17 protein-coding genes are annotated in these 18,141 nt (G+C 68.3%); 8 read left to right on the forward strand and 9 right to left on the reverse strand.

What is annotated here, in order from left to right:
• Window positions 1-18: 18 nt before the first annotated feature.
• Entirely contained in the window at window positions 19-321 is a 303-nt protein-coding gene (locus QM806_RS28405; protein WP_005240850.1) for a DUF4193 domain-containing protein, read from the reverse strand.
• Window positions 322-801: 480 nt separating this feature from the next.
• Between QM806_RS28405 and cei the strand changes: the two genes are divergently transcribed.
• Entirely contained in the window at window positions 802-1,491 is a 690-nt protein-coding gene (gene cei, locus QM806_RS28410) for an envelope integrity protein Cei (RefSeq protein ID WP_005240849.1), read from the forward strand.
• A gap of 7 nt (window positions 1,492-1,498) precedes the next feature.
• Here the strand turns inward: cei and QM806_RS28415 are convergent, their stop codons facing one another.
• Entirely contained in the window at window positions 1,499-2,401 is a 903-nt protein-coding gene (locus QM806_RS28415; protein WP_050998577.1) for an inositol monophosphatase family protein, read from the reverse strand.
• 156 nt (window positions 2,402-2,557) lie between these two features.
• Here QM806_RS28415 and ppgK point away from each other — a divergent pair, with 156 nt between their 5' ends.
• Together ppgK and QM806_RS28425 are read left to right on the forward strand one after the other, a co-directional pair.
• Window positions 2,558-3,310 (forward strand): polyphosphate--glucose phosphotransferase, encoded by a 753-nt coding sequence (gene ppgK / locus QM806_RS28420; protein WP_005569766.1) that lies wholly within the window; start codon window positions 2,558-2,560, stop codon window positions 3,308-3,310.
• Between the two features lie 121 nt (window positions 3,311-3,431).
• Window positions 3,432-4,805 (forward strand): RNA polymerase sigma factor, encoded by a 1,374-nt coding sequence (locus QM806_RS28425; protein WP_005569767.1) that lies wholly within the window; start codon window positions 3,432-3,434, stop codon window positions 4,803-4,805.
• Window positions 4,806-4,886: 81 nt separating this feature from the next.
• Here the strand turns inward: QM806_RS28425 and QM806_RS28430 are convergent, their stop codons facing one another.
• From QM806_RS28430 to QM806_RS28440, 3 genes are read right to left on the reverse strand one after another with little or no spacing between them, the layout of a single operon-like run.
• Window positions 4,887-6,059, reverse strand: coding sequence for a cation:proton antiporter (locus QM806_RS28430; protein ID WP_005261095.1), 1,173 nt, complete (start codon window positions 6,057-6,059; stop codon window positions 4,887-4,889).
• Window positions 6,060-6,066: 7 nt separating this feature from the next.
• The gene (locus tag QM806_RS28435; protein ID WP_005569768.1) at window positions 6,067-6,549 is read right to left on the reverse strand and encodes a cation:proton antiporter regulatory subunit; all 483 of its coding nucleotides are present in this window, start codon (window positions 6,547-6,549) and stop codon (window positions 6,067-6,069) included.
• A gap of 47 nt (window positions 6,550-6,596) precedes the next feature.
• The gene (locus QM806_RS28440) at window positions 6,597-6,950 is read right to left on the reverse strand and encodes a DUF952 domain-containing protein (RefSeq protein WP_005261097.1); all 354 of its coding nucleotides are present in this window, start codon (window positions 6,948-6,950) and stop codon (window positions 6,597-6,599) included.
• A 260-nt stretch (window positions 6,951-7,210) separates the two neighbouring features.
• Here QM806_RS28440 and QM806_RS28445 point away from each other — a divergent pair, with 260 nt between their 5' ends.
• The gene (locus tag QM806_RS28445; RefSeq protein ID WP_005240831.1) at window positions 7,211-7,405 is read left to right on the forward strand and encodes a DUF7455 domain-containing protein; all 195 of its coding nucleotides are present in this window, start codon (window positions 7,211-7,213) and stop codon (window positions 7,403-7,405) included.
• Between the two features lie 108 nt (window positions 7,406-7,513).
• On the opposite strand, the gene QM806_RS28450 is transcribed toward QM806_RS28445, so the two are convergent.
• Entirely contained in the window at window positions 7,514-9,274 is a 1,761-nt protein-coding gene (locus tag QM806_RS28450; protein ID WP_054246693.1) for a DEAD/DEAH box helicase, read from the reverse strand.
• Window positions 9,275-9,529: 255 nt separating this feature from the next.
• Between QM806_RS28450 and QM806_RS28455 the strand changes: the two genes are divergently transcribed.
• On the forward strand, window positions 9,530-10,702 hold the full coding sequence (locus QM806_RS28455) for a YihY/virulence factor BrkB family protein (RefSeq protein ID WP_039950704.1): 1,173 nt from the start codon (window positions 9,530-9,532) through the stop codon (window positions 10,700-10,702).
• On the opposite strand, the gene QM806_RS28460 is transcribed toward QM806_RS28455, so the two are convergent.
• Window positions 10,675-10,911: a DUF3039 domain-containing protein gene (locus QM806_RS28460; protein WP_005240826.1), complete on the reverse strand. Its 237-nt coding sequence runs from the start codon at window positions 10,909-10,911 to the stop codon at window positions 10,675-10,677. The genes QM806_RS28455 and QM806_RS28460 overlap by 28 nt on opposite strands.
• A 77-nt stretch (window positions 10,912-10,988) precedes the next feature.
• On the opposite strand from QM806_RS28460, the gene QM806_RS28465 reads away from it, so the two are divergent.
• The 3 genes from QM806_RS28465 to QM806_RS28475 all read left to right on the forward strand — a co-directional run bounded on the left by QM806_RS28465 (window position 10,989) and on the right by QM806_RS28475 (window position 13,995).
• On the forward strand, window positions 10,989-11,348 hold the full coding sequence (locus tag QM806_RS28465) for a DUF3099 domain-containing protein (RefSeq protein WP_005261100.1): 360 nt from the start codon (window positions 10,989-10,991) through the stop codon (window positions 11,346-11,348).
• Between the two features lie 30 nt (window positions 11,349-11,378).
• Window positions 11,379-12,857 carry a DUF7782 domain-containing protein gene (locus QM806_RS28470; protein WP_169693210.1) on the forward strand — a complete coding sequence of 493 codons (1,479 nt, stop codon included), beginning with the start codon at window positions 11,379-11,381 and terminating at the stop codon, window positions 12,855-12,857.
• Between the two features lie 166 nt (window positions 12,858-13,023).
• Window positions 13,024-13,995, forward strand: coding sequence for a sigma-70 family RNA polymerase sigma factor (locus tag QM806_RS28475; protein ID WP_005261102.1), 972 nt, complete (start codon window positions 13,024-13,026; stop codon window positions 13,993-13,995).
• An 86-nt stretch (window positions 13,996-14,081) separates the two neighbouring features.
• Here the strand turns inward: QM806_RS28475 and QM806_RS28480 are convergent, their stop codons facing one another.
• Window positions 14,082-16,844, reverse strand: coding sequence for a bifunctional acetate--CoA ligase family protein/GNAT family N-acetyltransferase (locus QM806_RS28480; RefSeq protein ID WP_005568506.1), 2,763 nt, complete (start codon window positions 16,842-16,844; stop codon window positions 14,082-14,084).
• A complete protein-coding gene (locus tag QM806_RS28485) occupies window positions 16,837-18,108 on the reverse strand; it encodes an acetoin utilization protein AcuC (protein ID WP_005261104.1) in 1,272 nt (423 codons plus the stop codon). The genes QM806_RS28480 and QM806_RS28485 overlap by 8 nt, the downstream gene beginning before the upstream one ends.
• Window positions 18,109-18,141: the final 33 nt, after the last annotated feature.

The raw sequence follows: 18,141 nt of genomic DNA on the forward strand, positions 1-18,141 counted from the left end.
TCTCGTACTCGCCGCCGCTCAGGCCGCGCAGTCCCTGCACACCAGCACTCCGCCCGCGTCGCTGGCGAGTCGGCTGCGGTGGTGCACCAGGAAACAGCTCGAACACGTGAATTCGTCGGCCTGCTTCGGCACGACCCGCACCGAGAGCTCTTCACCGGACAGATCCGCGCCGGGCAGTTCGAACGATTCCGCGGTGTCGGACTCGTCGACGTCGACAACAGCCGACTGAGCCTCGTTGCGTCGCGCCTTCAGTTCCTCCAGTGAATCCTCCGAAACCTCGTCGGACTCTGTTCGCCGCGGTGCGTCGTAGTCAGTTGCCATGTCGCCTTCCCCTCATCCTCTTCGGTGTATCCCGGCCCGTGCGGTACGTCGAACCGATTGTTGGTCGACCGCCCACACGAAAACCGCCTCGGCGCAGATCACACCCCGCGGCTGCACAACGCTGCAGCGAATGGGTTCGTGCCCGGAACCACGCCCCGGAAACATGATCTACGCCTCTTTTGTCATCTTCTGCCGACCCTCGTTCTGCACGCTTTGAACGACTGGGGCCGCCAGACAGTAGCCGAAGGAAGTACAAAAGTCGTAACCGAATCGACCGATCGCGCAAATTGTCTGCTAATCGTCACCAACACCACAGCAAGCTGTGACATTCCACAACGGGGACGGGTTCGGGGTTATGACGTGCCAGGGATCTAAGGTAGGTGCCGAACCTGCGCCACGACGTGTGGCCGGGCCCTGTATCGGTGCGCTGCACGGGTGCAACGTACGAAGCGCAGTTCGTAGGAGAGGTCGAGGCACACTGTGGTTTCACTGATCACCGAAGGCAGCCCGCTCGACGACAAGGGTCGTCCGTTCCGGCGGCGGCGGGCGATGCCGATCCTCGTGGTGTTCGCGGTCCTCGCCCTGCTCGGCGCCGTCGTGTGGATCGGCGTCCTCGGCGACGACGAGGATCTGGCCACCACGGTCGACTGCAACCCTCCCCAGCCCGCCGCGCAACCCGTCGACCCCGCCGCCCCGCCGCAGCAGGCACTGGGTGAGAAGGTCGACGGTTCGACCCTGCGGGACGTGGAGCCTGCCGCGCTGTCGGCCACGAAGGTCCGCGTGTTCAACGCCAACGGCGAGCACGGCCAGGCGGCGCAGGTGGCCGCACAGCTCAGCGACTACGGGTTCGCGAGCGCGCCCGACGTCCAGGCGGGCAACGACCCGGTCTACGTCGACCAGAACATGCAGTGCCAGGGGCAGCTGCGATTCGGACCCAACGGCGCCGCCGCCGCGAGCGCACTCTGGCTGGTGGCCCCATGTGCCGAACTCATCCAGGACACCCGCACCGACGACACGGTCGACCTCGCGCTCGGCACCTACTTCCGCAAGATCTCGCCGAACACCGACGCCGAAGAGGTCCTGCGGTCCCTGAAGGATCCGCCGCCCGGAAGCCAGCCCGCCCCCCTCGACATCGACCTGTTGAAGGCGGCGCGCACCGCCCGCTGCTGACCGGCGGTCACCGTTCCGGGATCGGGGCGTCCACCCCGATCCCGGCGAACAGCGCGTCCAGGGCGTCGGCGATGCCGGGGGCCGCGGCCACCACCACTTCGCCGTCCGCGCTCGACGTCTGCGGGGAAGGGATGCGTACGCGGGCCCCCGCCTCGGTCGCGATCAGCGACCCCGCGGCCCAGTCCCACGGGCTCAGCCCGTGTTCGAAATGAGCGTCGACACGACCGGCCGCAACCATGCACAGATCGAGGGCCGCCGAACCGATCCGGCGGATGTCGCGCACCCTCGGCAGGATGTCCGCGATGAGGGCGCCCTGTGCCTTGCGCCGCGCCGCGCCGTACCCGAATCCGGTGGCGAGCAACGCCATCGACACGTCGGTGACCGGGTTGCACCGGAGGTCGCTCACCCGCCCGTCCGCGTCGGTGAGGGTGGCCCCGCCGCCACGTGCCGCCGCGTAGGTCGATCGGGCCGCCACGTCGACCACGGCCCCGGCGACGGACACGCCGTCGATCTGGGCGGCCACGGAGACCGCGTACGCGGGGACGCCGTACAGAAAGTTCACGGTGCCGTCGATCGGATCCACGATCCACCGCACCTCGGCGACGGAATCCTCCTCTCCCCCACCTTCTTCGCCGAGGATCGCGTCGTCGGGGCGAAGCTCCGCGAGCCGGTCGCGGATGACCTGCTCGCTCTCGGTGTCGACCACCGTGACCGGGTCGGTCGGGGTGCTCTTCGACGCGACGGAATCGCCGGATCCCGCTCGCTTGCCGACGATTCCGAAGACCTCGGGCCGTCGCGCCCGGACGTGGGCGGCGGCCTCCTCGGCCACCGCCACGGCGACCTCGAGTAGTCGCCTGGGATCGGTGCCGACGTGGCCTGGTGCGGACTCTGAACTCTGGGGTGCATGCACCCACCCATCGGAACACACTTTCGCTGCCTCACACCACCGCTGACGTTTCGCACAGCTGGTGTCATCGCCCACCGAACACGCGTCGACACACTAGTGTGACGGGCAGCAGAACTGCGCCGGAGAACACGTCGTCGTCGACACGAAGGAGCACACGCCATGACCAAAACGGGGTTCGGTGTCGACGTCGGAGGCAGTGGCGTCAAGGGTGGCGTCGTGGATCTCGAGACGGGCCAGCTGGTCGGGGACCGGATCAAGCTCCTCACTCCCCAGCCGTCCACCCCGGAAGCGGTCGCGGAGACCGTCGCCGAGATCATCCGCCAGGCGGAATGGGACGGACCGGTCGGTATCACGCTGCCGAGCGTCGTCACCGGCGGTGTGGCGCGATCGGCCGCCAACATCGACAAGAAGTGGATCGGGACGGACGCCCGCGCGCTGTTCTCCGACGCACTCGGCGGCCGGCTCGTCACCGTCCTCAACGACGCGGATGCGGCGGGGATAGCGGAGGACGCGCTCGGCGCCGGCAAAGACGCGAAGGGTGTCGTCATCCTCCTCACGTTCGGCACCGGCATCGGCTCGGCGATCCTCCACGACGGCGTCCTGCTTCCCAACACCGAGTTCGGGCACATGGAGGTGGACGGCAAGGAAGCCGAGCATCGGGCGGCGTCCTCGGTCAAGGAGAAGAAGGATCTGTCGTACAAGGAATGGGCCGGCGAGGTGAGCCGTGTCCTCACCCGGTTCGAGAACCTACTGTGGCCGGATCTGTTCATCGCCGGCGGCGGAATCAGCCGGAAGAACGAGAAGTGGATCCCGCATCTGACCAACAGGACACCCGTCGTACCTGCTGCGCTCCTGAATACGGCGGGCATCGTCGGTGCTGCGCTCGCAATGGAAACGGGCATCGCTCCGTAACTAATTCGGATGGGTCGTTACAATGGAAGAACCCGGCTGCGCGCCGGCGAAACCAGTAGACCTCTCCGCCGGATGACCACTCTGGCGTGACGCCGCACGACACCGTCACGAAAGGGCGTACGTGGCAGCCACCGATACACGTCAGACTGCTGATTCGACTTCGGAGTCAGGACCGGAAGCACCAGTCGGAGCGGCAGCCACCGGCACTGCTCCGGCAGCCGAGGAAGCTCCCGCGAAGAAGCCGGCGGCCAAGAAGGCTCCCGCCAAGAAGGCAGCAGCGAAGAAGGCTCCCGCCAAGAAGGCGGCAGCGAAGAAGGCGGGCGGCAAGAAGGCCACGGCCGGTAAGGGCGCGGACGGCGAGGACGTCGACGAAGACTCCGCCGACATGGAGGACATCGACATCACCGAGGGCGACCTCGCCGAGGTCGAGTCCGACGTCGTCGAGGTCGTCGCAGTCGGCGAGGACGAGGAGACCGAGGAGCCGTCCGAGAAGGACAAGGCCTCCGGCGACTTCGTGTGGGACGAGGAGGAGTCCGAAGCGCTCCGCCAGGCCCGCAAGGACGCCGAACTGACCGCGTCCGCCGACTCGGTCCGCGCCTACCTGAAGCAGATAGGCAAGGTCGCCCTCCTCAACGCCGAAGAGGAGGTCGAGCTCGCCAAGCGGATCGAGGCCGGGCTCTACGCGACCCAGATCATGCAGGAGCTGTCCGATTCCGGAGAGAAGCTCCCCGCCGCCCAGCGCCGGGACATGAGCTGGATCTGCCGCGACGGCAACCGCGCCAAGAACCACCTCCTCGAGGCGAACCTCCGCCTCGTCGTGTCGCTGGCCAAGCGCTACACCGGCCGCGGCATGGCGTTCCTCGACCTGATCCAGGAAGGCAACCTGGGCCTCATCCGTGCCGTCGAGAAGTTCGACTACACCAAGGGCTACAAGTTCTCGACCTACGCCACGTGGTGGATCCGTCAGGCCATCACCCGCGCGATGGCCGACCAGGCCCGCACCATCCGCATCCCGGTGCACATGGTGGAGGTCATCAACAAGCTCGGCCGCATCCAGCGTGAACTCCTGCAGGACCTGGGCCGTGAGCCCACTCCCGAAGAGCTCGCCAAGGAAATGGACATCACGCCCGAGAAGGTGCTGGAGATCCAGCAGTACGCTCGTGAGCCCATCTCCCTCGACCAGACGATCGGCGACGAGGGCGACAGCCAGCTCGGCGACTTCATCGAGGACTCCGAGGCCGTCGTGGCCGTCGACGCCGTGTCGTTCACCCTCCTGCAGGATCAGCTGCAGTCGGTGCTGGAGACGCTCTCCGAGCGTGAAGCGGGCGTCGTGCGCCTGCGCTTCGGCCTGACCGACGGACAGCCCCGCACCCTCGACGAGATCGGACAGGTCTACGGGGTCACGCGTGAGCGCATCCGTCAGATCGAGTCCAAGACCATGTCGAAGCTGCGCCACCCGTCCCGGTCGCAGGTGCTGCGCGACTACCTGGACTGACGAACACACCTCGATGCCCCCGGACTCCGAGCGAGTCCGGGGGCATCGTCGTGTGCGCCCGCGGCATCCGCCTACGGCCCGCTACGCGCTGGTGCGGACCCGGATCCAGGCCCCTGCCACCGGTTCGACCACCCGTGCCGCCACCGGGCCGATGACGGCCATCAGAAGGACATACGCGGTGGCGAGTGCCACGAGTTCGCTCTCCACCGCTCCGGCCGACAATGCCAGGCCTGCGATGACGATGGAGAACTCGCCGCGCGCGATCAGCGCGACCCCCGCCCGGGCCCGGCCCAGCCGCCCGACGCCCTGCTGTTTCGCCGCCCAGGCGCCGGTGACCATCTTCGTCAGCGCGGTGACGACGGCGAGCAGGACGGCCCAGCCGAGAACCGGTGGAATCGCCCGGGGGTCGGTGTTGAGTCCGAACACCACGAAGAACATCGCGGCGAACAGATCGCGGAGCGGTTCGAGGACGCGGCTCGCGTTGTGGGCGGTCGTACCGGAGATCGCGATTCCCAGGAGGAACGCCCCCACGGCGGCCGAGACCTGCATCGCCGAGCTGATCCCCGCGACGAGGAGCGCGGCGCCGAGCAGTTTCAGGAGCAGCGTCTCGCTGTCCGGGCTGTCCAGCAGGGCGGACACGTAGCGGCCGTACCGCAGGGCGATCACGAGGACGACCGAGATGACGACGAGGGAGATGCCCACCGCCTCGAGTCCACCGGCGAAACTGACGCCGGCGAGCAGAGCCGTCAGAATGGGCAGGTACACGGCCATCGCGAGATCCTCGAACACGAGAATCGAGAGCACGACCGGCGTTTCGCGGTTACCGAGCCGACCCAGGTCGCTCAGCACCTTCGCGATGATGCCCGACGACGAAATGTAGGTGACGCCGGCCATCACGACCGCGCCGGTGGGTCCCCACCCCAGCATCAGTGCTACGACCGCTCCGGGCGCGGCGTTGAGGACAGCGTCCACGACCCCGGCCATCCACGACCGTCGCAACCCGGTGACGAGTTCCGACGCCGTGTATTCCAGCCCCAGCAGAAGCAGGAGAAGAACCACGCCGATCTCGGCCGCCAGGTGGCTGAACTCGCTGATGTCGCCGAGATTGACGAATCCGCCGCTGCCGAAGCAGAGTCCGCCGAGGAGATAGAACGGGATCGGCGACATGCCGAACTGAGCTGCCAGACGGCCCAGCAATCCGAGCGCGAAGAACACCGCGCCCAATTCGATGAGCGCGAGCGTGGTGGTGTTCACGGGACCGTCAGCCGTTGGCCAGAAGCTTGGCTGACGCGTCCAGTCCGTCTGTGGTTCCGACGGCGACCAGGAGGTCGCCGGAGGTGAGCAGGAAATCGGGCTTCGGTGACGGGTACACCTGACCGGCCCGCATGACCGCGACGATCGAGACTCCGGTGCGGGTGCGCATCGCCGTGTCGCCGAGCGGGCGGCCGTCGAACCGGGAGTCCTCCTTGATGTAGAGCTGCTTGGTGCGGATTCCGGGCAGGTCCCGGTGCTCCTCCTCCAGCTGCGCCACCAGTTGCGGTGCTCCCAGCAGGTTGCTGAGGACTGCCGCCTCCTCGGTGGTGAGCGGCACGGACGCAGCGCACGCATCGAGATCGTCGGCCTTCGAGACGATCAGATCGGTGCGACCGTCGCGGTGGGTGATGACACCGATGCGGCGACCGGCGGCGAGTTCGAAGTCCTTACGCACCCCGATACCCGGTAGTGGCGTCACTTCAACGTTCATGCCTCCACGGTAGACCGATCGGTGTGACCAACCGCGGAAGGCTCGCGTCAGTGCCGGGCCGGGAACATTCCGTCGGCGTCGGGGCGGTAATCCTCGACCGCGGTGACCGCCGTGACGGGCAGCGTCCCGTACAGGTGTGGGAACAGCATCGACGCCGGATCCGCCGGCACGCCCGGCTCCCACCTCACCGGCGCACCGAGCGCGGCGGGGTCGAGCCTCAGCAGGACGAGGTCCGTACGCCCGGCGAACAACCTGTTGGCGGGCAGATGCACCTGGGCCGGCGTCGAGAGGTGCACGAAACCGTCCGCGGCGAACGTCGCGGGCACTCGACTGCCTTCGCGTTCCGCGGTGCGCCATTCCTCGCGGCTGCAGATGTGGACCAGCTGGTCTTCGGATTTCACACGGTGAGACTAGCGTCACGCCCCGGAACGAATCAGCTGTCAGCGAACTCGGACCGCGCGGTCTGTTCACATCTGCGCTCGTCACGTCCCTGACTGGGCGTTTCCGGCGGGTTTCGTGTGTGATGCAACACTGAGAAACGCCGATGGGAACAACGCGTAAACCCCAAACGTCTGACAGAGTAGATCCACCGCGCCACCCCCGACGCGGCGGACCAAGGCCCCAGGCACTCGGCGTCAGTCGAAGCCAGTACGGAGGAGTCATGCCCGGAACACTGACCAGCCCCCCGTTGACCGCAGCCGACCGGTGCGACCGGTGCGGTGCGGGAGCCCGCGTTCGCGCGGTACTTCCGACCGGAGGAGAGTTGCTCTTCTGCGGTCACCACGCCAACGAGCACGCAGACCGCCTTCGCGAGATGAACGCCACGATCGTGTCCGAAGCCGAAGCTGCAATCTGATACGTCAGCCGGGTGACCCGTCCCAGGCTCACCTATTCAGCAAAGAGACCGGCGAGTGCGATGCACTCGCCGGTCTCTCTTTACGTTCGCGTCACCGAGTGACGGCGGTCACCACTGTCGCAGGGTGGAGATCCGCTCGGTGAGCTGCTCGACGGTGGCGATCGCCGTGGGCGGGCCCCCGCAGACGCGACGCAGTTCGCCGTGGATGGTGCCGTGCGGCTTGCCCGTCCGGTGGTGGTGCATCGCGACGAGACTGTTCAGTTCCCGACGCAGCTGCGCGAGCTGTCCGGCGGCGGCCACCCGGTCCGCGACCTGGGGCACGGGCGTGTGCACGGGCGCGGGGGCGGGCTCCTGCTTGTCCAGCTGCTCCGACTGACGCTGACGGAGCAGCGCGCGCATCTGATCGGCGTCGAGCAGTCCGGGCAGACCCAGGTAGTCGGCCTCCTCGTCGGAGCCCGAGAACGTGGCCGTCCCGAAGGACGACCCGTCGTAGATCACCTGGTCGAGCTCGGCATCCGCGCCGAGCGAGGTGAACGCCTTCTCCTCCTCGCCGAGCTCGTCCTTCTGCTTGTTCGCGTCGGCGAGAAGATCGTCGTCGAAGCCGTCCTTCTCCCGATGGGGCTTGCCGAGCACGTGGTCGCGCTGCGCCTCGAGCTGGCTGGCCAGGTCGAGCAGCACCGGAACCGACGGGAGGAACACGCTCGCGGTCTCGCCCTTGCGACGGGACCGCACGAAACGCCCGATCGCCTGCGCGAAATAGAGCGGGGTGGACGCACTGGTCGCGTACACACCGACGGCCAGGCGGGGAACGTCGACGCCTTCCGACACCATGCGGACGGCGACCATCCACTTCTGGGTGCTCGCCCCGAACTCGGCGATCCGCTTGGACGCCGTGGGGTCGTCGGAGAGCACCACGACCGGATCTTCCCCGGTGACCGCCTTCAGGGTCTGCGCGTACGCACGGGCCACGGTCTGGTCGGTGGCGATCACGAGACCCCCGGCGTCGGGCATGCCGCCCGTGCGCAGCTGGCCGAGCCGGGTGTCTGCGGCGTGCAGGACCGCGGGAATCCAGTCGCCCGACGGATCCAGGGCCGTTCGCCACGCCCGGGCCGTCTGCTCCGCGCTGAGCGGCTCACCGAGTCGCGCAGAGAACTCCTCGCCCGCGTTGTTCCGCCAGCGTGCCTCGCCGGAGTAGGCGAGGAACACGACGGGCCGGACGACGCCGTCCGCGAGGGCGTCCGAGTACCCGTAGGAGTGATCCGCCTTCGAACGCATCAGACCCTCGCGATCGGGTTCGTATGTCACGAACGGGATCGCACTGTCGTCGCTGCGGAACGGCGTACCGGTCAGGGCGAGGCGGCGGGTGGCGTCACCGAACGCCTCCCGGATGGCGTCACCCCAGCTCTTCGCGTCGCCACCGTGGTGGATCTCGTCGAGGATGACCAGCGTGCGGCGGCTCTCGGTGCGGACCCGGTGCTTGAACGGGTGGGAGGCGACCTGCGCGTACGTCACCACGACACCCTGGTAGTCGCTGGACGTCTGTCCCGTCGAGTTCGAGAAGTACGAGTCCAGCGCGATGCCGTTGCGCGCAGCCGACTCGGCCCACTGGTGCTTGAGGTGCTCGGTCGGTGCGACCACGGTCACCTGATCGACGGTGCGGTCGCGCAGCAACTCCGACGCGACCCGCAGCGCGAACGTGGTCTTACCGGCGCCCGGCGTCGCGACCGCGAGGAAGTCCTGCGGTCCGGTCGACAGATACTTCGTCAGCGCACGACGCTGCCAGGCGCGCAGTGATCCTGCGGGTCTGGCAGGTTCTGTCTGTGCGAGGTAGGCCTCGGTGCCCACGATCTGCGCTGCCTCGGTTTCCATTCTCGGCGCCGACTGGGAGCCCACTGTCTCAGCACTCACGGGCTGCCCTCCGCTGGCATGGCACTGTTTGCTCGCACTCCTCGGTATTCGATCGACATGTCCGGGTCCAGACCCGAAGGCGCTGTCCGTCAAGGAGCCTAGCGTCCGGATCCGACGCGGACCGCATTCGCGACATCCGATAGTGACAGATTTGTCGCGACACGAGGACAGCAGCGGTGGGCAACCGGGCGTGTCCTCAGGGATGCTGGAAACATCATGACCGAAACACCCTCGACAACGCCGCAGAGTGGCGGTGACCCACCCCGGTCCGGGTGGCATCCGCTACGTCGTGCACTGAGCGTGATCGGTCGCACAGCGAGCAAGGCCTGGGACGATTCGATCTTCGGAAAGGCGGCCACGGCGGCGTTCTGGCAGACACTGTCGCTGCCTCCGCTCCTGCTGGGGCTCCTCGGAATGCTCGGCTACGTCGGCGGCTGGTTCGGACCCGACACCGTCGACATCATCCAGTCGAAGATCATCAACTTCAGCGGGACGGTGTTCAGCGACAGCGTCGTCGAACAGATCATCCGCCCCACCGTCGGCGACGTACTCGAACGTGGGCGCCCCGAGATCGTGTCACTGAGCTTCCTGCTGTCCCTGTGGGCCGGCTCCTCCGCCATTTCCACGTTCGTGGACTCGATCGTCGAGGCCCACGGCCAGCAGGAGGCGCGGCACCCGGTGTGGCAGCGCGTGTTCGCACTGCTGCTCTACGTGATGTTCCTGATCCTCGCCGTGTTCACCCTGCCGCTGGTCGCGCTGGGGCCGACGCTCGTCGGCAGAGTGCTCCCGGAGGCGTGGCGCACGATCGGGACGGAGATCGTCGACACGTTCTACTACCCCGGCGTGGGCCTGTTGCTCATCGTGGGCCTGACGACGCTGTACAAGGTGGCACTGCCCCGGTCGCTGCCCTGGCACCGGCTGCTCGGCGGCGCGCTCGTGGCGGGGGTGTTCTTCCTCGGCGCGAGCACCTGCCTGCGCCGCTACCTCTCCTGGGTGGCCGGAACCGGATACACGTACGGGGCGCTGGCCACGCCGATCGCGTTCCTGCTGTTCACGTTCTTCCTGGGTTTCGCGGTGGTGCTCGGCGCCGAGTTCAACGCCACCGTCCAGGAGTTCTGGCCCGCCCGTGCCACCCGCATCGACCAGATGCGGGATTGGATCGCCGCACAGGCCGAGAGTTCGCCGTCGACGGGTCCGGTGACCAGCCTCACACGTCGCATCGCCACCGGTCCGATCAAGGTCGTCGGCGACCGTGCCCGTCCGGATGCGGGCGAGCCGGAGCCCGGGAACGACGACGAGCCCGACGGCCCGGTACGAGAACCTCCCGAGCCACCGGGTGTGCGACGAGCGCCGGTGAAGCCTCAGTCGCCCTTGCGTAATCCTTCGTAGATCTTCTTGCAGTCGGGGCAGACCGGCGATCCCGGCTTCGCGGACTTCGTCACCGGAAACACTTCGCCGCACAACGCGACGACGTGAGTGCCCATGACGGCGCTCTCCGCGATCTTGTTCTTCTTGACGTAGTGGAAGAATTTGGGAGTGTCGTCATCGGTCGACTCGTCGGTGGTGACGTCGGGCCGTTCCTTGGTTTGAGTGCTCACCCCTCAATAATGCCGCAACCGGCCGACGAACCCACCCCCTGTGTGCATTTGCCGCCCGACAGTGGAACAGTGGAGTCATGGCACGAAGTGCAGGGTTCGGTGGGTCCCACGACGCCGGCTCCCCGAGCAATCCGGTTCTCATCACCGAGGCGGCGCGATCCATCGAGGATCAACATCGCGCCCGTGTCCGCAAGTACCTGCTCATCATGTCCTTCCGGTTCCCCGCGCTGATCTTCGCGGCGGTGGCGTACGGCATCTGGGAGAACCCGTGGATCTCGATGGCGATCATCGGTGTGTCGATCCCGCTGCCGTGGATCGCGGTTCTCATCGCCAACGACCGCCCGCCGCGCACCAAGGACGAGCCCAGCCGGTACGACCACCGCGAGTCGCCGTCCACCGCGCTGCCCGCGCCGCCGCACCACACGATCGAGGGCTGACACAGTCGGGCGTGCTGCAACAATGCACGGGTGAACCGTGACGAGCTGCTGTCGATCTGCCCCTCTCTGCGTGCGGCCCTCCGCCGCAACCGGTACGACACGGACACCCTGCTCGATGCGCTGGGCCCCGAGGTCCATGCGGCGCTGAGCCGCAACGAGCCGGTCCCGGTACGCCGGGCCAGCGCGGCCTGCGGCGAACTCGGCACCCTGATCCGCCTGTTCCTTCTCACCGACGACTGTCCCGTCAGCGAGGTGGCCGCGGCGCTGTCCCCGCTGCCGGTCGAAGACGCCGTGGCGGCCGGCCTGCTCGAATCCGACGGCGACGTCGTCCGGGCAGCCCTCGACCTTCGTCCGATGGACATCGGCGGGGGCAACCGCTGGGTGCTCTCCGACCTCGACGGCTCACTCCGCCCCCGCGAGACCCCCGTCGACCACGTCATCGGCGTCGGGCACGCGTCGCTGTCGCTGCTGCAGGCCACCCCGACCGCGCCGGTCGGGACGCTGCTCGACGTCGGGACCGGTTGCGGCATCCAGGCCCTGCACGGCGCGTCCTACGCCGACTCGGTCACGGCCACGGACCTGAACGTCCGTGCCGTCGATCTGGCGGCCGTCACGGCGGCACTCAACGAGGAAGAGATGGAACTGCTCGCCGGGTCGTGGTTCGATCCGGTCGAGGGCCGCACGTTCGATCAGGTCGTGGCCAATCCGCCGTTCGTCGTCAGCCGCGCCCGGGTGGGTCACACCTACCGCGACTCCGGACTCGACCTCGACGGCGCGAGTGAGCTGATGATCTCCCGCGTGGCCGACTATCTCGCGCCCGGCGGCACGGCGGCGCTGCTGGCGTCCTGGATCCACGTCGAGGGCGAGGACTGGCGCGCCCGGGTGGCCTCCTGGCTTCCCGCCCACGGGATCGATGCGTGGGTGGTGCAGCGGGATGTCGCGGACCCGGCCCTGTACGTCGGCACCTGGATGCGGGACGGCGGCCTCGACGCCCGGGACCCGGCCACCGCGACCATTGCCGAGGACTGGCTGGATCACCTCGCGAGCGCCAACGTCGAGGGGGTCGGCTTCGGGTTCGTCTACCTGCGCCGGACCGACGCACCCACCGATCTGATGGCGGAGGATCTCACCCACGGCTTCAGCGACCCCTTGGGCGCGGAGGCGCTCGCGTACTTCGAGCGGGTGGCGTGGCTGCGCGACCACGACGTGCTCACCGCGCGTTTCCGTGTCGAGGAGAGCACCGCCCTGGAGCGGGTGTTCCTGCCCGGCGACGAGGGATGGAACCAGGTGGTCGCCCGGCTGCACCGGGGGAACGGCCCGGCGTGGCAGCACGAGGTCGACGATCTCGTCGCCTCGCTCGTCGCGGGCATGCGCGGTGACGGCCTCGTGCTGGGCGAACTGATCGAGCTTCTCGCCGCCGCCCACGGCGTCGACGCCGAGGAACTCGCGCAGTCGGCCGTGCCGCTCGTGCACGCTCTCGTCCGGCACGGACTCGTGCTTCCCGCGTAGCCGCCGGGTTCCCGATCCGTGGCCCTTATACGTGTTCTCAGCAACTTCTCAGGACTGAATCGAGGAACCCGCAGGTCACAGCGCCTTCACAAATTACCGGCCGGGAACTTTCCCAGGCCTTCGGTGCGTTGATCCATATGAGACACCACCGATGAGGAGGCAAGTCATGACAAGCCCCAGCACCACTACTCGCATTCGCCCCAGCGCTGCCGATCTGGACGCCCAGAGCCCCGCTGCCGACCTGGTCCGCGTCTACCTGAACGGAATCGGCCGCACAGCTCTGCTGACGGCCGCAGACGAGGTAGAACTGTCCAAGCGAATCGAGGCTGGGCTGTACGCCGCGCACATCCTGGAGACCGGGAAGCGACTCTCTCCCGCCAAGAAGCGGGACCTCGCGACGGTCGTCCGTGAAGGACAGTCAGCCCGCGCACACCTCCTCGAGGCCAACCTGCGGCTCGTCGTCTCACTCGCCAAGCGGTACACCGGACGCGGCATGCCCCTGCTGGACCTCATCCAGGAGGGCAACCTGGGTCTGATCCGCGCGATGGAGAAGTTCGACTACGCGAAGGGGTTCAAGTTCTCGACGTACGCCACCTGGTGGATTCGTCAGGCGATCACCCGCGGCATGGCCGACCAGAGCCGGACGATCCGGCTCCCAGTGCACCTCGTGGAGCAGGTCAACAAGCTGGCCCGTATCAAGCGTGAGCTGCATCAGCAGCTCGGGCGTGAGGCGACGGACGACGAGCTGGCCGAGGAGTCGGGCATCCCGGCGCACAAGATCGCGGATCTCCTCGACCACAGCCGCGACCCGGTGAGCCTCGACATGCCGGTCGGCAACGACGAGGAAGCTCCCCTGGGCGACTTCATCGAGGATTCCGAGGCCACGTCGGCGGAGAACGCCGTGATCGCCGGTCTTCTGCACAGCGACGTGCGCAGCGTGCTGGCCACCCTCGACGAGCGTGAGCAGCAGGTCATCCGGCTGCGTTACGGTCTCGACGACGGTCAGCCGCGCACTCTCGACCAGATCGGCAAGCTCTTCGGGCTCTCCCGCGAGCGGGTCCGCCAGATCGAGCGCGAAGTGATGGGCAAGCTGCGTCAGGGCGACCGCGCCGAGCGGTTGCGCTCCTACGCCAGCTGACGAGAACCTCCCACCGGAATCAGCGCCGGTGCCGGTCGTACGCGACCGGCACCGGCGTTGCGCTGTCTGCGAGGCGGGGTGACCGGTCAGCGCAGGCGTCGGGGCCCGAGGTCGGCGACGCTGGGCTCCGGGCCGATCCGCACACGCGAATCGGTGATCTGCGCGCCCTCGGCCGATGCGAGCACGGGTTCGCAGGCCAGTTCCCGCACCTCTGGGAGGTCGTCCGCGAGAGCCGAGATCCGCTGCACGAGGTCGACGAGAGCCGATTTGTTCACCGGGACCGCGCTGCGGTAGCCGGACAGCAGCGGTGCGGCTTTCGGTGCGTCGATCAGTTCCGTTGCGGCGTCCTCGGTGAGGGGCAGGACCCGGTAGGCGCGGTCGCCGAGGAGGTCGGAGATCACGCCGGCGAGTCCGAACGAGATGAGCGAACCGAACGACGGGTCGTCCTGGACGCCCACCACACAGCCGATTCCCTTCGTGGCCATCCGCTGCACGTGGAGTAGCGGTTCACCGGACGCGGCGGCGAGGTCGCGGTAGGCCCAGCGGACCGAATCGGGCCCGACCAGATCGAGGCGGACGCCACCGAGGTCCGGCCGGTGCCGCCACTGCTCCCCCGTCGCCTTCACCGCGACCGGGTACCCCAATTCCTCGGCGGCCTGCACGGCCTCGTCTTCGGTGGTGGCGGAACGGAATTCCACGACATTCACGCCGTAGCACGCGAGGAGTTGCGATGCCTCGAAGTCCGACAGCCAGCGTCCGGACGACGTCCCCAGCCAGCCGTCGACCATCGTTTTCGCCCGCTCCGGATCGATCCCATTGGGGCGCACCACTTTCGAGGACGGTTTGCTCTTCCACGCCGAGTACCGCCAGGCGCGGGCCAGTGCCAGCGCCGCACGTTCCGGACCGGGATAGGAGGGAACCGAACCGCGCGTCGGGTGCCCGTCCTCACCACGGACCGCCAGGACGTCGGGCACACCCTCCGCCGCGAGGAACGTCGTGAGGACGGGTTTGTCGGCGTCCCGCACCGCCTCCCGCAGCGCCTGGGCATAGGGTTCGACGGGAACGGCGACCGGTGGTACGAACACGGCGATCACCGAATCGACGTCGAAGGACGTGAGCGCCGTCCGCACGGCCGCCGCGAACTCCTCGGGACCGGCCTGCGGACCGAGGTCGACGGGGTCGCCGACCTGCAGACCCTCACTGCGTGCCGCGTCCGCGGCGAGCACACCGAGGGCGGTGGAGTTCCCGACCACGGCGAGCCGGGGTCCCGCGGGCAGCGGCTGATATCCGAACAGCAGCGCACAGTCGAACAGCTGGGAGATCGACCCGACCTGCACGACACCGGCCTGCTCGAAGAGGGCGCGGACGATCGAATCGTCCATCTCGCCACCGCTGGCCGCCAATGCGGGCGGGACGGCGTGCCTGCCGCTCTTGACCGCGACGATCGGCTTGTTCCGTGCCACCCGGCGTGCGATGCGCGAGAACTTGCGGGGGTTGCCGAAGCTCTCCAGGTACAGCAGCACCACCTCGGTGGCCGGATCCGAATCCCAGTACTGCAGGAGGTCGTTGCCGGAGACGTCGGCGCGGTTTCCCGCGGAGACGAAGGCGGACAATCCGATTCGGCTCCGCGCGGCCTCGTCGAGGATCGCGATGCCGAGCGCGCCGGACTGGCAGAAGAATCCGACGTTGCCCGGGCTGGGCAGCACCGGTGCGAGGGTGGCGTTCAACGAGACCTCGCTGTCGTTGTTGGCCACACCGAGCGCGTTGGGACCGATCAGCCGCATCCCGTGCGCTCGGGCGGCGTGGACGAGGCGACGTTCGGACTGCCGTCCGTCCATCCCGGTTTCACTGAATCCCGACGACACGACGACGAGTGCCTTGACCCCCTTGTCCAGGCAGTCGTCGAGGACGGCGTTGATCGACTCGGCGGGTACCGCGACGACGGCGAGATCCACCTCGTCGGGGATGTCGCGAACCGACGGGTACGCCCGCACTCCGTGGACCGAACGGTGCTCGGCGTTGACCGGGTACACCGGGCCGGTGAATCCCGCCCGCAGCAGGTTGGTCAGCACGGCGTTGCCGACCTTCGCCCGGTCGGTGGACGCACCGATCACCGCGACCGACCGCGGACTGAGCACGTTGCGCATGCTGCGCGCCTCGGCGGCCCGCTCGCGGGAATTGCGCACGGACACCATCGCTTCGGTGGGGTCGATCGCGAACTCGAGCTTGAGTACTCCGCCCTCGAAGCTGCGGCTCACCTGATATCCCGCCTCGCGGAACACCGTCACCATGTTCCGGTTCTCGGCGAGAACCTCGGCGACGAACATCGTCAGGCCGTTCTCCGCGGCTGCCGCGGCGAGATGCTCGAGCAGGATGGGCCCGAGTCCGCGGCCCTGATGCGCGTCGGCGACGACGAACGCCACCTCCGCGGACTTGCCGTCCCCCTCGCCGATGAGCCGCTCGTACCGGCCGACGGCGATGATCTCGTCCCCGAGCAGCACCACGAACGCCACCCGGTCGTGGTGATCGACCGTGGTGAAATGAACGATGTCCCGTTGCGACATGGTCGGGTAGGGGCCGAAATACCGCAGATAGCGGGTGCGTTCGGAAAGCTTCGAGTGGAACGCGACGAGTTTGTCCGCGTCCTCCGGCACGATCGGCCGTAACGCCACCGCTCCGCCGTCCGCCGCCAGCACGTCGGCGACCCAGTGCCGCGGGTAGTTGTGCGCGGCGTCGGGTTTCCCCTTCGCCTCGGTCTTGACCGCCGCCCCGGCGCCGCCCGACGTCTCCGCGCTCGCCGACGTCTGGATGCCGTCGGTGGTCTCGCTGCCGTCCGTCGGCTCAGTCACGGGGATCCTCCGGGTCGAGTCCGAGTAGCGGGAAGCAGGCGCGGCGAGTGGCGATGACGGCCGAGTCGATCCGCGTCAGGGCGCGATCGACCGAGGGGATCCCGGTTTCCGGTGTGCCACCGGGACCGTCCCAGGGCCGGTAGTCGACCTCGCCGCCGTCGCCCATCGTGTCCGGCAGGTCCACGCTGGGTGCGAGCGCGTGCGCCCGCTCCTGCCAGGCCTCGGGTACGGCACGGCGCGTGTCGATCTCGCGGTCGAGCGCGGCGGCGATGAGGTGGGTCCACGCGCGCGGGACGACGCGGACGAGGCCGTAACCGCCGCCGCCGACGGCGAGCCAGCGTCCTTCGGCGTAGCGGTCGGCGAGATCACGCATCGCGAGGAACGCGGCCCGCTGGCCGTCGACCGTCAGGGCGAGGTCGGCCAGCGGATCCTCGCGGTGGCTGTCGACACCGCACTGGCTGATCACGATCTGGGGCCGGAACGACGCGAGTGCACCCGGGACGACGGCGTGGAAACCGCGCAGCCACAACGCATCGACGGTGCCGGGCAGCACAGGGAGGTTGACGGCGGTGCCCTCCCCCGATCCCTCACCGACCTCGCTCGACCACCCTGTGTTGGGCCAGAGCGTCGCCGGATGCTGGTGGAGCGAGATCGTCAGGACGCGGGGGTCGTGCGCGAACGCGTGCTGCACCCCGTCCCCGTGGTGCGCGTCGACGTCGATGTAGGCGATCCGGTCGAAACCGTGGTCCAGCAGCCAGGAGATCGCAATGGCGACATCGTTGTACACACAGAAGCCGGAGGCCCAGTCGGGCATCGCGTGGTGCATGCCACCGCCGATACTCACCGCGCGGCGTGTGCGTCCCGCTGCGATCTCCTGCGCCGCGGCGAGGGAACCGCCCGCGAGGATCGCGCTCGCCTCGTGCATCTGGGGGAAGACCGGATTGTCCTCGGTGCCGAGCCCGTGCGGGGCGTCCGCACCGAGCACACCCGACGTCGCCGAGTGCCCGGCCTGCTTGACTGCTTCGACGTACGCGGGAGTGTGGATCCGCAACAGGTCTGCGTCCGAGGCGGCGTCGGGCCGCAACAGTTCGACGCCCTCCAGAATCCCGAGGCTGCGGGCGAGCGACATGGTCAGCTCGAGCCGGGTGGGATTCATCGGGTGGTCCGCACTCCACCGATAACTGAGATAGTCCGGACTCCACACGACTGCACGGTGCGATACCAGTGCAGCCGAATCCTCCCCGGAACTGAACGACGCGGTCATGAACTCACGCTACTGGTCCCCCGCGGAGGGTGC

The sequence above is a fragment of the Rhodococcus sp. IEGM 1351 genome (genome assembly GCF_030056875.1).
Classification (GTDB): Bacteria; Actinomycetota; Actinomycetes; order Mycobacteriales; family Mycobacteriaceae; genus Rhodococcus_F; species Rhodococcus_F opacus.

Bases quoted from the DNA above. Each gene is read 5' to 3' on its own strand.
- QM806_RS28435 (WP_005569768.1), bottom strand. From the start codon at position 6,549: ATGAACGTTGAAGTGACGCCACTACCGGGTATCGGGGTGCGTAAGGAC.
- QM806_RS28455 (WP_039950704.1), top strand. From the start codon at position 9,530: ATGACCGAAACACCCTCGACAACGCCGCAGAGTGGCGGTGACCCACCC.
- QM806_RS28485 (WP_005261104.1), bottom strand. From the start codon at position 18,108: ATGACCGCGTCGTTCAGTTCCGGGGAGGATTCGGCTGCACTGGTATCG.
- QM806_RS28465 (WP_005261100.1), top strand. From the start codon at position 10,989: ATGGCACGAAGTGCAGGGTTCGGTGGGTCCCACGACGCCGGCTCCCCG.
- ppgK (WP_005569766.1), top strand. From the start codon at position 2,558: ATGACCAAAACGGGGTTCGGTGTCGACGTCGGAGGCAGTGGCGTCAAG.
- QM806_RS28445 (WP_005240831.1), top strand. From the start codon at position 7,211: ATGCCCGGAACACTGACCAGCCCCCCGTTGACCGCAGCCGACCGGTGC.
- QM806_RS28450 (WP_054246693.1), bottom strand. From the start codon at position 9,274: ATGGAAACCGAGGCAGCGCAGATCGTGGGCACCGAGGCCTACCTCGCA.
- QM806_RS28475 (WP_005261102.1), top strand. From the start codon at position 13,024: ATGACAAGCCCCAGCACCACTACTCGCATTCGCCCCAGCGCTGCCGAT.
- QM806_RS28405 (WP_005240850.1), bottom strand. From the start codon at position 321: ATGGCAACTGACTACGACGCACCGCGGCGAACAGAGTCCGACGAGGTT.